The following is an 11,967-nucleotide window of genomic DNA, read 5'->3' on the forward strand; positions in this document are numbered from 1 at the left end:
AGGGCGGTGGTGACACCGCCGAGGGCCACGGCCGCGAGGGACACCGCTCCCGCGGCGGCGGCGGCGAACCGCAGCCCGCGCGAAGAGGGCCGGTCGGCGACGGGATGGATACGGAAGCCGCGCTGCTCGGGGGCGTGCCCGGAGCCGGCCGGGACGTAACTGAAGGCGAACCGCTCGCCGGGCCCGTCGGCGTCGCCGCCGGGGAGGCCCTGGAGGCGGGCGAGGAAGGACTCGGAGGGCGGCGGCGGGGCGGCCTCCGCGAACACGTTCTTCAGCCGCCGCTGCGCGTCGGCCTCCGCCCGGCACCGGCAGCAGGTGGCCAGGTGGGCGAGGACGCGGTCGCGCGACTCATGACCCAGTTCTCCGTCCACCAGGGCGGAGAGCCGGTCTCCCAGATGCTGTTCCGCGAGGTGCGCCTCCGCGGGGTCGGTACCGGTTCCACTCACGCGGGCGTGCCCCCTCCCCCCAGCGCGGGCACCCGGGGCATGAACGAGCGGCGCTCGGCCTTGCGGGCCTCGGGCGAACGGTGGGCCAGGGCCTTACGGAGCTGCGAACGCCCCCGGTGGATGCGGGAGCGGACGGTGCCCAGCTTGACCCCGAGGGTCGCGGCGATCTCCTCGTACGACAGCCCCTCGATGTCGCACAGCACCACGGCCGCGCGGAACTCCGGCGCGAGGGTGTCCAGCGCCTGCTGGACGTCGGCGTCGAAGTGGGCGTCGTTGAAGACCTGCTGCGGGGACGGCTCGCGGCTGGGCAGACGCTCGGCCGCGTCGTCGCCGAGGGCGTCGAAGCGGATGCGCTGCTTGCGCCGGACCATGTCCAGGAAGAGGTTGGTGGTGATGCGGTGCAGCCAGCCCTCGAAGGTGCCCGGCGAGTACGTCGACAGCGAGCGGAAGACCCGGACGAAGACCTCCTGCGTGAGGTCCTCGGCGTCGTGCTGGTTGCCCGTCAGGCGGTAGGCGAGGCGGTAGACGCGGCCGCTGTGCGTGCTGACGATCTCCTCCCAGGTGGGCGGAGTCCACGCCTGCCCGTCCGCGTCGGTGGCGAAGGTCGCGGTCTGGGTCCCGCCCGCGGCGGGACCGGCGGCGTGGTGGTCAGCAGCGGTGTCGGTCACGGATTTCGGCCTGCCCGACCCGAGAAAGCGCCGCAGCACTCCCCCTCGGTCCTCGGGTGCGGCCGCACCTCCCCTGTCGGCTCTGGTGGTGTCCAGTGGAGCCCCTACCATAGCCACCTCGCCCGTTAGCTCCGGATAAGCGGTTTTACGAAAATTTGACACCCGCTGACCCGGCTCATCCACCCGCGTCAGCATGTGATCCACACCCTCCGTCACCTCTCACCCCCGTCGCGTGCCGGCCGCGCTCTCCGCACCCCGGCTCTCCCCTGTGAACGCTCGGTCCCATCAGCGGGTTCCCGGCGCAACGGATACAGTCACGCCGAGGCAACCACGGGGACAGGAGAGGGTCATTACCGGCAACCGGCAGACGAGCTGGGCGTTCGCCGACGCCTTTGTCGCCGAGGACGAAGCGCTGCTCTGGGCCCGGGACCGTGCCCGCGACGCGGGGCTGCGCTCGGTGGCGCCCAGCACGGGCGCCGCGCTGCGACTGCTCGCCGCCTCCGTGGACGCCAAGGCGGTCGCGGAGATCGGTACCGGCTGCGGGGTGTCCGGAATCCATCTGCTGCACGGAATGCGCCCCGACGGCGTCCTGACCACCGTCGATCCCGAGCCGGAGCACCAGCAGTTCGCGCGGCAGGCGTTCCGCGCCTGCGGCTTCGCCAGCAACCGGGCCCGGTTCATCCCCGGCCCCGCCCTCGACGTGCTGCCCCGCCTCGCGGACTCGGGCTACGACCTCGTCTTCTGCGACGGCGACCGGCTGGAGTACTCGGACTACCTCGCTGAATCGTTGCGCCTGCTGCGGCCCGGTGGCCTGGTGGTCTTCGAGGGCGTCTTCGCCAGCGGCCGCACGGTCGACTCCGGCCCGCAGCCCACCGAGGTGGTCCGGCTGCGCGAGCTGCTGCGCACCGTGCGCGAGAGCCCGGAGCTGGTGACCTCGCTGCTGCCGGTCGGCGACGGGCTGCTCTGCGCCGTCAAGCGCTGAGCCCCCGGCCCGGTCCCCCGGGAACGCGACCGCCCCGGCACCTGACGGGTACCGGGGCGGTCGGGAGGAAAAGATCGCAGCGCGTCAGACGACGACCTTCTTGAGGGCGTCGCCGAGCGCCTCTGCCTCGTCGGGGGTCAGCTCGACGACGAGTCGACCGCCGCCTTCGAGCGGAACGCGCATGACGATGCCCCGCCCCTCCTTGGTCACCTCGAGCGGGCCATCACCCGTCCGCGGCTTCATGGCCGCCATGCTCGTACCCCTTCCTGAAACCAGGCTCATCGTCTGCCGACGACCCCACGGAGGGCACCCGCGGTCCAGGAGGGACACGCGACACCGGCATCGAACACATTGCTTCCCAGCCATTATCCCGCATCCCAGGACCCGATGACCAACATCGGTCCGCATCGGCTGGACAACGCGCGCGAGCAAAACCACTCAATTCGGGGATGTGCCTGCGATACTGCGCCACCCTCGGCACACCCGTCGGCCACGTCTGTGGCGGTTTTGTTAGACGCAGGTCACACCGCCGGCGGGACTGCGGGGCCGGGATCTCCGCCATGCTGTCCCCGGACAAGGGCGTACCGGCCGGTACGTCATCACGCGAAACGGAGGGGACGCGCCATGGCCGACACCGTGCTCCACGAGGTGAACGACGGGCTCGCCACGATCACGCTGAACCGCCCCGAGGCGATGAACGCGCTGAACATCGCCACCAAGAACGCGCTGCGCGAGGCCGTCGAAGCCGCGGCGGCGGACGACGCGGTGCGGGCGATCCTGCTGACCGCGGCGGGCGAGCGGGCGTTCTGCGTGGGCCAGGACCTCAAGGAGCACATCGGGCTGCTCGCCGCCGACCGGGAGGGCGGGGGCGGGGGCGGGACGATGAGCACCGTCAAGGAGCACTACAACCCGATCGCGCGGGCGCTGGCGGGTGCGAAGAAGCCGGTGATCGCCGCGGTCAACGGCGTGGCGGCCGGCGCGGGCTTCGGTTTCGCGCTGCTCGCGGACTACCGCCTGGTGGCGGACACCGCCGCGTTCAACACCTCGTTCGCGGGGGTGGCGCTCAGCGCGGACTCCGGCATCTCCTGGACGCTGCCCCGCGTGATCGGCACCGGCCGCGCCACCGACCTCCTGCTGTTCCCCCGCACCATCGGCGCCCAGGAGGCGCTGGAGCTGGGCATCGCCAACCGGGTCGTCCCGGCCGCCGAGCTGCGCGCCGAGGCCGAGAAGGTGGCGCGTGCCCTGGCCGAGGGGCCGACGGTGGCGTACGCGGCGATCAAGGAGGCCGTGGCGTACGGGCTGACGCACTCGCTGGACGAGGCGCTGGAGAAGGAGGACGAGCTGCAGACCCGCGCGGGCGCCTCCGAGGACCACGTCATCGCCGTGCAGGCGTTCGTGCAGAAGGAGAAGCCCAAGTACGTGGGCCGCTGATCTCCTGAACGGCCGGGCGGGGCAAGCCGGTCGGCCCCCGCCCCGGCCGGTCCGCGGCTCAGCCGCGGGTGGCCGCGCCCCGGCTGACGCAGGCTTCGAGGTGATCGTCGACCAGGCCGCACGCCTGCATCAGGGCGTACGCCGTGGTCGGGCCGACGAACCTGAGGCCCCGTTTCTTCAGCGCCTTGGACAGGGCCGTGGACTCCGGGGTCACCGCGGCCACGTCGCCCAGCACCCTGGGCACGGGCCGCCCGGCCGGATCGGGGGCGTGGGACCAGATCAGCTCGTCCAGCTCGCCCTCGGACCAGTCCGCGAGCACGCGCGCGTTGGCGAGCGTGGCGTCGACCTTGGCGCGGTTGCGGATGATGCCGGGGTCGGCGAGAAGACGCTCGCGGTCCGCCTCGGTGAAGGCGGCGACCTTCTCGATCCGGAAGTCGGCGAAGGCGAGCCGGAAGGTGGGCCGGCGACGCAGGATCGTGATCCAGGACAGGCCGGACTGGAACGCCTCCAGGCTGAGCCGCTCGAACAGGGCGTCGTCGCCGTGCACCGGGCGCCCCCACTCGTCGTCGTGGTACGAGACGTAGTCGTCGGTGGAGAGCGCCCAGGGGCAGCGCAGCGCGCCGTCCGCCCCGGCGAGGGCCTCCCCGGTGCTCATCGGCCGTCCTCCGGGCCGGGCTCTTCCGCCCGGGGCCGCACCGCGCGGGCACCGGCGAGCGCGCTCCGGAGGTCCGCGATCCGGGCGTCCCGCTCGCCGAGCTCGGCGGCGAGGCGGCTGAGCGCGTCGTCCACGTCGGCCATGCGGTAGCCGCGCGCGGCGACCGGGAAGCGCAGGCTCTCCACATCGGTGCCGTGCAGCGGGCGGTCCGCGGGCAGCGGGTCCTGGAGCCGCTCGGGCGCGGCGTCCTGGAGCGGGGCGCTCTCGCCGCCGCCCACCACGCCGAGCGTCACCGCGCCGACCACGACGGCCAGCGCGAGGACCAGGAACAAGAACATCAGCATCGCCAGGGTTCCCCAAGCTCGATGTGCCGGACGCCGGGTCCCTTCGGACCTCGCGTCCGGAAGCCGGATGTGTCTGGGTCCGATCGTGCCATGCGAGGCTGACAGTCCGGGCCGCGAGGCGCCGGACGTCCGAGGTACGAGGAGAGGTCACAGGGGATGCTCAGGCTGGGCAAGCGGGAATTCGGGCCACACGAGCCGGTGATCATGGCGATCGTCAACCGGACCCCGGACTCCTTCTACGACCGGGGCGCGACGTTCGCCGACGACGCCGCCCTCGCGCGCGTGGAGCGCGCCGTGGCCGAGGGCGCGGCCATCGTCGACATCGGCGGGGTGAAGGCCGGGCCGGGCGAGGAGGTCACCGCCGAGGAGGAGGTCCGGCGCACGGTCGGTTTCGTGGCGGAGGTCCGGCGCCGCTTCCCCGATGTGGTCATCAGCGTGGACACCTGGCGGGCCGAGGTCGGCGAGGCGGTGTGCGAGGCGGGCGCGGACCTGCTGAACGACGCGTGGGGCGGTGTGGACCCCGCTCTCGCGGAGGTCGCCGCCCGCCACCGGGTGGGCCTGGTGTGCACGCACGCCGGGCGCGCGGAGCCCCGTACCCGGCCGCACCGGGTGGCGTACGAGGACGTGATGGCCGACATCCTGGACGTCACCGTGGGGCTGGCGGAGCGGGCGGTGGCGCTGGGGGTGCCGCGCGAGTCGGTGCTGATCGATCCGGGGCACGACTTCAACAAGAACACCCGGCACAGCCTGGAGGCCACGCGCCGGCTGGACGAGATGGTGGCGACGGGCTGGCCGGTGCTGGTGTCGCTGTCCAACAAGGACTTCGTCGGGGAGACGCTGGACCGCCCGGTGAAGGAGCGGCTGATCGGCACGCTGGCGACCACGGCGGTCTCGGCGTGGCTCGGGGCGCAGGTGTACCGGGTGCACGAGGTGGCCGAGACCCGGCAGGTGCTGGACATGGTGGCGTCGATCGCGGGCCACCGGCCCCCGGCGACGGCCCGCAGGGGTCTCGCCTGACAGGGATCTCCCCCAGGGGGCGGCCGTCAGGGGCCGTCCCCCGGGGAACCCGAGGCGAGCCGGGTCTCAGCGGGCCGCTTCCTTGGAGACCAGCGCGACGGCCTCTTCCACGTCGTCCGTCACGTGGAACAGCAGCAGATCCTGCTCCGCGGCCTTGCCCTGGGCGACCAGCGTGTTCCGCAGCCAATCCATCAGGCCGCCCCAGTACGCGCTGCCGAACAGCACGATCGGGAAGCGGGTCACCTTCTGGGTCTGCACCAGGGTCAGCGCCTCGAACAGCTCGTCCAGCGTGCCGAGCCCGCCCGGCAGCACCACGAAGCCCTGCGCGTACTTCACGAACATCATCTTGCGGACGAAGAAGTACCGGAAGTTGAGCCCGATGTCGACGTAAGGGTTCAGCCCCTGCTCGAAGGGCAGCTCGATGCCGAGGCCGACCGAGACGCCGCCCGCCTCCAGCGCGCCCTTGTTGGCCGCCTCCATGGCACCGGGGCCGCCCCCGGTGATCACCGCCCAGCCGGCCTCCACCAGTCCGCGCCCGAGGCGCACACCGGCGTCGTACTCCGGCGAGTCCACCGGGGTGCGGGCCGAGCCGAAGACGCTGATCGCGGGCGGGAGTTCGGCCAGGGTGCCGAAGCCCTCGATGAACTCCGACTGGATGCGCAGCACCCGCCAGGGGTCGGTGTGCACCCAGTCGGTGGGGGCGCGCTCGTCCAGCAGCCGCTGGTCCGTGGTGCTGGCCTGCACCTGGCCCCGCCGCCGGAGCACCGGGCCGAGCCGCTGCTCGTCCGGTGGGCTCTTCTTCCCCTCGGGGTTTCCGGTAGCCATGTGCGCTCCCTCCGCTTGCCGGTATTTCGTCCTCAGCCTAGATCCGCAACCGTTACGGAGGGGGGACGTGAGCATGTCCGGAACGCGGCGCCGCGTGGTGCGGGCCTCACGCGGTGAGCCAGGCGCGCAGCCGCTCCTCACCCGCGAGGACCTTGGCCACCTCGACCCGCTCGTCCCGCTTGTGCGCCAGGTGCGGGTTGCCGGGGCCGTAGTTGACCGCCGGGATGCCGAGGGAGGCGAAGCGGGAGACGTCCGTCCAGCCGTACTTGGGCATCGGGGTGCCGCCGACCGCCTCGATGAAGGCCGCGGCGGCCGGGTGGGAGAGGCCGGGCAGGGCGGCGCCGCTGTGGTCGTCGACCACGAACTCCTCGACACCGCAGTCCGCGAACACCTCGCGGACGTGCGCGACCGCCTCCTCCTCGGTGCGGTCGGGGGCGTAGCGGAAGTTGACGGTGACCACGCACTCGTCCGGGATGACGTTGCCGGCCACTCCCCCGCCGATGCGGACCGCGTTCAGGCCCTCGCGGTACTCCAGCCCGTCGATCACCGGCCACCGGGGCTCGTACGAGGCCAGGCGGGCGAGGATCGGGGCGGCCGCGTGGATGGCGTTGGAGCCCATCCAGCCGCGCGCGGAGTGGGCCCGCTCGCCCTTCGTCTTCAGCAGCACCCGGAGCGTGCCCTGGCAGCCGCCCTCGACCTCGCCGTCGGAGGGCTCCAGCAGCACCGCGAAGTCGCCCCGGAGCCACTCCGGACGGACCTCGGCGAGGTGCTTGAGGCCGTTCAGCTCGGCGGCGACCTCCTCGTTGTCGTAGAAGACGAAGGTCAGGTCACGGTTGGGATCAGGCACGGTGGCCGCGATCCGGAGCTGGACCGCGACACCGGCCTTCATGTCGCAGGTGCCGCAGCCCCACAGCACACCGTCCTCGTCGAGACGGGAGGGGACGTTCTCCGCGATCGGGACGGTGTCGATGTGCCCGGCGAGGATGACGCGTTCCGCGCGGCCCAGGTCGGTGCGGGCGAGGACGTTGTTGCCGAAGCGCTCCACCGTGAGGTGGGGCAAAGCGCGCAGCGCGGCCTCGATCGCGTCCGCGAGGGGCTTCTCGGTGCCGCTCTCCGACGGGATGTCCACGAGCCGGGCGGTCAGCTCGGCGGCGTCCAGCGTGAGGTCAAGGGTGGTGTCGGCCATGCTGGTGACCCTAACGCCCGCCGGGGCGGGGCCGGCCGCCTCACCGGGGCGCGGGTCCGCGGCGAGGGCCCTCGCGGGCTCCAGTACCTTGTACGCGTGTCAGAGCCGTCCCCCTCTCGCCCCAAGCGTCGCGGCCGTGTGTTCCGGATCGGTGCGGCCCTGCTCGTGCTCGCCGGTGTCGGCGCGTACCTCGTCGTCCAGTACGTCACCGGAGGCGGTGCCGCGCGCGGCTGCACCGTGGTCTCGGTGCAGGACAGGACGGTGTCGTACGCCTTCACGCCCGAGCAGGCCGTGAACGCCGCCACGATCGCGGCCGTCGGCACCGGGCGCGGCATGCCCGAACGTGCCGTGACCATCGCGCTCGCCACCGCGCTCCAGGAGTCGGGGCTGCGCAACATCGGCCACGGCGACCGGGATTCACTCGGCCTGTTCCAGCAGCGGCCCTCGCAGGGCTGGGGCACCCAGCGGCAGATCATGGACCCGGCGTACTCGGCGGGCATCTTCTACGCGCACCTGGCGCACGTGCCCGGTTACACCGAACTCCCGCTCACCGTCGCCGCGCAGAAGGTGCAGCGCAGCGGTTACCCGGAGGCGTACGCCAAGCACGAGCCGGACGCGAGACTGCTGGCCGCCGCCCTCACCGGCCGTTCGGCGGCCACCCTGACCTGCGACGGCCGCACCGCCCGCACCGCCGAGGCGGCGAGCCCGGACGCCGTACGGACCGCGCTGGTACGGGACTTCGGGCGGGACGCGCTCCAGGAGACCGGGGCGGTGGTGGGCGGTACGGCCGTCCCCTCGCCCTCCCCCTCGCCCAGCGTGACCGCCACGGCGCACGGACGGACGGTGACCGTGCCGGTGCCGCTGGGCACGCGGACGGACACCCACGGGCGCACCGAGCGGGAGCGGGGCTGGCAGCTCGCGCAGTGGGCGGTGGCCAACTCCTCGGCGCTGCGCATCACCCGGGTGACCTACGAGGGGCGGGAGTGGACCGCGTCCAACGGTGGCGGGGACTGGCATCCGGTGCCGGCCCCGGCGTCGGGGGCGGCCGGGGCGGAGTCGTCGCTGGCGTCCGTACGGATCGTCACGGGGTCCTGAGGGAGTCGCGGACGCTTGTGCGGGAGCTGCCCCGTACGGGTTGCGGCGGCTGCCGGGGAGCGCGTTCGGAGGCAAGGGTGCCCAGGTGGCCCTCAGCCCTTACGCTTCAAGGGGCGGAAGGATTCTGCTGGGCTCCTTCGCGACGGGCTTTGCCCGTTTTTATCCACACCTGATAATGCGATGCGTTATCCAGTCTTTACCTTCGGCGTCCGCAACCTTCGGCGGGTTCGAGCGGTAGTCAGTGCGTCCGGGCTCGGACACCACACCGTTCTCTCCTGTCGAATGGAGCATCATGTCCCTCCCCCTGACCCGCCGTATCGCCCGTGCCACGCTGCTCGTCGCCGCGGGGGCGGCCGCCGGGGTCGGCGCCGCCGGTACCGCCGGTGCGGCCACCAACCAGCCGGCCGTGCCGGATCTCGGTGGGCTGACCAAGCTGGACGGCGCGACGCATGTGGACAAGGCCGTGGGCGGGCTGGCGGACAGCAAGGCTGTGAAGAAGGCCGTGCCGGCGCCCGCGGCGGGCAAGGCGGCGGGGAACATGCTGGGCGGGCTTCCGCTGAAGGGGCTGCCGCTCGGCTAGTCGTCGCATGACGAGGGGGCTCAGGGCTCGGCTCTGGGCCCCCTCGGTGTGTGCCTACGCGGTCAGGCGGGAGACCGCCGCGTCGATGCGCTCGTCGGTGGCCGTCAACGCCACGCGGACGAACTTCTCGCCCGCCTCGCCGTAGAAGTCGCCCGGTGCCACCAGGATGCCGAGGTCGGCCAGGGCGGCGACCGTGTCCCAGCAGGACTCGCCCTTCGTGGCCCAGAGGTAGAGGCTGGCCTCGCTGTGGTCGATGCGGAAACCGTGGGACTCCAGGGCCGCGCGGAGCCTGGCGCGGCGGGACGCGTAGCGCTCGCGCTGGAGGTGTACGTGGTCGTCGTCGCCGAGGGCGGCCACCACCGCGGCCTGGGTCGGCGCGGAGGTCATCATGCCGCCGTGCTTGCGGATCTCCAGCAGCGGCATCAGCACCGCCGGGTCGCCCGCCACGAAGGCCGCGCGGTAACCGGCCAGGTTGGACCGCTTCGAGAGGGAGTGGACGGCGAGGATGCCGTCGTAGGAGCCGCCGTTGACGTCCGGGTGCAGGACCGAGACCGGGTCGGCCTCCCAGCCGAGTTCCAGGTAGCACTCGTCGGAGACGATCAGCACGCCGTGCTCGCGGGCCCAGGCCACGATCCCGGTCAGCTCCTCCTGGGAGAGGACCTGGCCGGTGGGGTTGGACGGCGAGTTGAGCCAGAGCAGCCTGAGGTTCGTCGGGTCCAGCTCGCGCGGGTCGTCGTAGACCTCGTACTCGGCGCGGGCGAGGCGGGCGCCGACCTCGTAGGTGGGGTAGGCCAGACGGGGATAGGCGACCTTGTCGCCGGGGCCGAGGCCGAGCTGGGTCGGCAGCCAGGCGACGAGTTCCTTGGAGCCGACGATCGGCAGGACGTGCCGGTGGGTGACGTCGCGGGCGCCGAGGCGGCGCTCCAGCCAGCCGGTGATCGCGTCGCGCAGCGCGGGCGTGCCCCACACCGTCGGATAGCCCGGCGAGTCCGCCGCGTCGACCAGTGCCTTCTGGATCAGCTCGGGAACCGGGTCGACCGGGGTGCCCACCGACAGGTCGACGATGCCGCCGGGGTGCGCGGCGGCGGTCTTCTTGTACGGCTCCAGCTTGTCCCAGGGGAAGGCGGGGAGCCGGTCGGAGACTGCGGACACGGGGCTTGCTCTCTTTCCTAGGGGGCGCAAACGCCTCGGTCCCGCACGGCCGGGGGTCACCAGGCCGTACGGGACCGGGGCGGCGCGCTCGTACGGGCCGCCGGGCCTGCTGACCGGTTACTCGCCCTGCGGCGGCAGCGCGGCGATGAAGGGGTGGTCGCGCTCGATCAGACCCAGCTTGCTGGCGCCGCCGGGGGAGCCCAGCTCGTCGAAGAACTCGACGTTCGCCTTGTAGTAGTCCTTCCACTCCTCCGGAGTGTCGTCCTCGTAGAAGATCGCCTCGACCGGGCAGACCGGCTCACAGGCACCACAGTCGACGCATTCGTCCGGGTGGATGTACAAGGACCGCTGGCCCTCGTAGATGCAGTCGACCGGGCACTCCTCGATGCACGCCTTGTCCTTGACGTCGACACAAGGCTGCGCGATGACGTAGGTCACGCTGTCGTTCCTCCTCGATAGGGCGCTGGCGGGCCTCCTCAGGCTCCGCCGCCTGGCGCGCGGGAGCGCGGCGTCGTCGATGCCCGCACCTAGTATCTCCGTTCCGGAGCGTGATCCGAACAGGAGGGGTGGAGCGACCCGTGGAATTCTCGGTGACAGGACTGCTCAAGGTCCTCATCACACCGGCAGACGTGGGCAAAAGGGTATCTGTACGGCAGTTGACGGGATCGGGTGCGGCGGGCGAGAAGTTCACCGACACGGTAGGCGTTCTCACCTCCTGGGACGACGACGGCGTGCTCATGATCACACGCCGGGACGGCCGGGTGGTCAAGGCCGAGGCGTCCTCACTGGTCGCGGGCAAGGTCGTACCGCCGGCTCCGGCGCGTCGCCGGGGTCCGGCGGCGGACTACGAGGAACTGGCGCGGATCGCGGCGCGGGCGTGGCGCCCGGTGGAGAGCGAACGGCTCGGTGAGTGGGAGCTGCGGGCCGCGGGCGGTTTCACCCGGCGGGCCAACAGCGTGCTGCCACTCGGCGAGCCGGGGCTTCCGCTCGACGCGGCCCTGGCTTCCGTAAGACGCTGGTACCGCGAGCGCGGACTGCCCGCCTACGTCCAGACCGCCTCCGGTGCCGAGGGCACACAGGAGCTGCTGTCGGCGGAGCTGGCGCGGCGCGGCTGGACGCGGGAGGTCACGGCGGAGCTGTGGACCGGCGCGCTTGCGCCGGTCGCGGACCGGGACGGCGGCGCCGGCGTGGTGCTCTCCCGCGAGGCGGACGAGGCGTGGCTCGCGCGGTACGGGCGCGAGGGAGTGAGCGAGGTGGCCCTGCGGGTGCTGAACGGCGGACCGTCGGTGTGGTTCGCCCGTGTGCCCGGCGCGGACGGCGAGCCGCCGGCGGCGATCGGGCGGTGCGTGGTGGACGGCCGCTGGGCCGGTTTCGCGGCGGTCGAGGTGGACCCGGCCCGGCGGCGTCAGGGGCTGGCCACCGACGTGATGGTCGCGCTCGCCCGGCGCGCGCTCGAGGAGGGCGCCTCGGCGGCGTGGCTCCAGGTCGAGGAGGACAACGAGGGCGCGCGGCGGCTGTACGACGGTCTCGGGTTCGCCCCGCATCACGCGTACCACCACTACCGGGAGCCGGACGCGCCCGGCTCC

The 11,967-nt window shown here is 72.8% G+C and carries 15 protein-coding genes; 6 read left to right on the plus strand and 9 right to left on the minus strand.

Features of this window, described 5'->3' with window-relative positions; genetic code table 11:
• Nucleotides 1-446 (minus strand): anti-sigma factor family protein (locus CCN33_RS21095; RefSeq protein ID WP_208621820.1); only part of this gene is annotated, 446 nt, incomplete at its 3' end.
• A complete protein-coding gene (gene sigE, locus CCN33_RS21100) occupies nt 443-1,225 on the minus strand; it encodes an RNA polymerase sigma factor SigE (protein ID WP_202460503.1) in 783 nt (260 codons plus the stop codon). The genes sigE and CCN33_RS21095, both read right to left, overlap by 4 nt.
• Nucleotides 1,226-1,382: 157 nt before the next feature.
• On the opposite strand from sigE, the gene CCN33_RS21105 reads away from it, so the two are divergent.
• The gene (locus CCN33_RS21105; RefSeq protein ID WP_078858418.1) at nt 1,383-2,096 is read left to right on the plus strand and encodes an O-methyltransferase; all 714 of its coding nucleotides are present in this window, start codon (nt 1,383-1,385) and stop codon (nt 2,094-2,096) included.
• A gap of 84 nt (nt 2,097-2,180) precedes the next feature.
• Here the strand turns inward: CCN33_RS21105 and CCN33_RS21110 are convergent, their stop codons facing one another.
• Nucleotides 2,181-2,348: a DUF3117 domain-containing protein gene (locus CCN33_RS21110; protein ID WP_018544333.1), complete on the minus strand. Its 168-nt coding sequence runs from the start codon at nt 2,346-2,348 to the stop codon at nt 2,181-2,183.
• Between the two features lie 372 nt (nt 2,349-2,720).
• Between CCN33_RS21110 and chcB the strand changes: the two genes are divergently transcribed.
• Nucleotides 2,721-3,527, plus strand: coding sequence for a 2-cyclohexenylcarbonyl CoA isomerase (gene chcB / locus CCN33_RS21115; RefSeq protein ID WP_086695129.1), 807 nt, complete (start codon nt 2,721-2,723; stop codon nt 3,525-3,527).
• Nucleotides 3,528-3,585: 58 nt separating this feature from the next.
• On the opposite strand, the gene CCN33_RS21120 is transcribed toward chcB, so the two are convergent.
• On the minus strand, nt 3,586-4,182 hold the full coding sequence (locus CCN33_RS21120) for a DNA-3-methyladenine glycosylase I (protein WP_086695130.1): 597 nt from the start codon (nt 4,180-4,182) through the stop codon (nt 3,586-3,588).
• Nucleotides 4,179-4,526, minus strand: coding sequence for a DivIVA domain-containing protein (locus CCN33_RS21125; RefSeq protein ID WP_086695131.1), 348 nt, complete (start codon nt 4,524-4,526; stop codon nt 4,179-4,181). Before CCN33_RS21125 ends, CCN33_RS21120 begins: the two co-directional genes overlap by 4 nt.
• Nucleotides 4,527-4,682: 156 nt before the next feature.
• Here CCN33_RS21125 and folP point away from each other — a divergent pair, with 156 nt between their 5' ends.
• Complete coding sequence (gene folP, locus CCN33_RS21130) at nt 4,683-5,543, plus strand: dihydropteroate synthase (RefSeq protein ID WP_086695132.1); 861 nt, start codon at nt 4,683-4,685, stop codon at nt 5,541-5,543.
• Between the two features lie 66 nt (nt 5,544-5,609).
• On the opposite strand, the gene CCN33_RS21135 is transcribed toward folP, so the two are convergent.
• Together CCN33_RS21135 and dapE are read right to left on the minus strand one after the other, a co-directional pair.
• On the minus strand, nt 5,610-6,368 hold the full coding sequence (locus CCN33_RS21135; protein WP_086695133.1) for an LOG family protein: 759 nt from the start codon (nt 6,366-6,368) through the stop codon (nt 5,610-5,612).
• A gap of 106 nt (nt 6,369-6,474) precedes the next feature.
• A complete protein-coding gene (gene dapE / locus CCN33_RS21140; protein ID WP_086695134.1) occupies nt 6,475-7,554 on the minus strand; it encodes a succinyl-diaminopimelate desuccinylase in 1,080 nt (359 codons plus the stop codon).
• 96 nt (nt 7,555-7,650) lie between these two features.
• On the opposite strand from dapE, the gene CCN33_RS21145 reads away from it, so the two are divergent.
• The gene (locus tag CCN33_RS21145) at nt 7,651-8,649 is read left to right on the plus strand and encodes a VldE C-terminal domain-containing protein (protein ID WP_208621821.1); all 999 of its coding nucleotides are present in this window, start codon (nt 7,651-7,653) and stop codon (nt 8,647-8,649) included.
• Between the two features lie 292 nt (nt 8,650-8,941).
• Nucleotides 8,942-9,229 carry an ATP-binding protein gene (locus CCN33_RS33855; protein WP_392224925.1) on the plus strand — a complete coding sequence of 96 codons (288 nt, stop codon included), beginning with the start codon at nt 8,942-8,944 and terminating at the stop codon, nt 9,227-9,229.
• Nucleotides 9,230-9,283: 54 nt separating this feature from the next.
• Here CCN33_RS33855 and CCN33_RS21155 read toward each other — a convergent pair whose 3' ends face one another.
• Together CCN33_RS21155 and fdxA are read right to left on the minus strand one after the other, a co-directional pair.
• Nucleotides 9,284-10,381 (minus strand): bifunctional succinyldiaminopimelate transaminase/glutamate-prephenate aminotransferase, encoded by a 1,098-nt coding sequence (locus CCN33_RS21155; protein ID WP_086695135.1) that lies wholly within the window; start codon nt 10,379-10,381, stop codon nt 9,284-9,286.
• Between the two features lie 117 nt (nt 10,382-10,498).
• Nucleotides 10,499-10,819, minus strand: a complete 321-nt coding sequence (fdxA, locus tag CCN33_RS21160; protein ID WP_018561461.1) for a ferredoxin — start codon at nt 10,817-10,819, stop codon at nt 10,499-10,501.
• 140 nt (nt 10,820-10,959) lie between these two features.
• On the opposite strand from fdxA, the gene CCN33_RS21165 reads away from it, so the two are divergent.
• On the plus strand, nt 10,960-11,967 hold a 1,008-nt coding region (locus CCN33_RS21165), incomplete at its 3' end, for a GNAT family N-acetyltransferase (protein WP_086695137.1).

The organism is Streptomyces recifensis, from assembly GCF_002154615.1.
GTDB lineage: Bacteria > Actinomycetota > Actinomycetes > Streptomycetales > Streptomycetaceae > Streptomyces > Streptomyces griseoluteus.

Excerpts from the sequence above, each read along its gene's own strand:
- sigE (WP_202460503.1), bottom strand. The coding sequence starts at position 1,225 with ATGGTAGGGGCTCCACTGGACACCACCAGAGCCGACAGGGGAGGTGCG.
- CCN33_RS21110 (WP_018544333.1), bottom strand. The coding sequence starts at position 2,348 with ATGGCGGCCATGAAGCCGCGGACGGGTGATGGCCCGCTCGAGGTGACC.
- chcB (WP_086695129.1), top strand. The coding sequence starts at position 2,721 with ATGGCCGACACCGTGCTCCACGAGGTGAACGACGGGCTCGCCACGATC.
- CCN33_RS21120 (WP_086695130.1), bottom strand. The coding sequence starts at position 4,182 with ATGAGCACCGGGGAGGCCCTCGCCGGGGCGGACGGCGCGCTGCGCTGC.
- CCN33_RS21125 (WP_086695131.1), bottom strand. The coding sequence starts at position 4,526 with ATGCTGATGTTCTTGTTCCTGGTCCTCGCGCTGGCCGTCGTGGTCGGC.
- folP (WP_086695132.1), top strand. The coding sequence starts at position 4,683 with ATGCTCAGGCTGGGCAAGCGGGAATTCGGGCCACACGAGCCGGTGATC.
- CCN33_RS21135 (WP_086695133.1), bottom strand. The coding sequence starts at position 6,368 with ATGGCTACCGGAAACCCCGAGGGGAAGAAGAGCCCACCGGACGAGCAG.
- dapE (WP_086695134.1), bottom strand. The coding sequence starts at position 7,554 with ATGGCCGACACCACCCTTGACCTCACGCTGGACGCCGCCGAGCTGACC.
- CCN33_RS33855 (WP_392224925.1), top strand. The coding sequence starts at position 8,942 with ATGTCCCTCCCCCTGACCCGCCGTATCGCCCGTGCCACGCTGCTCGTC.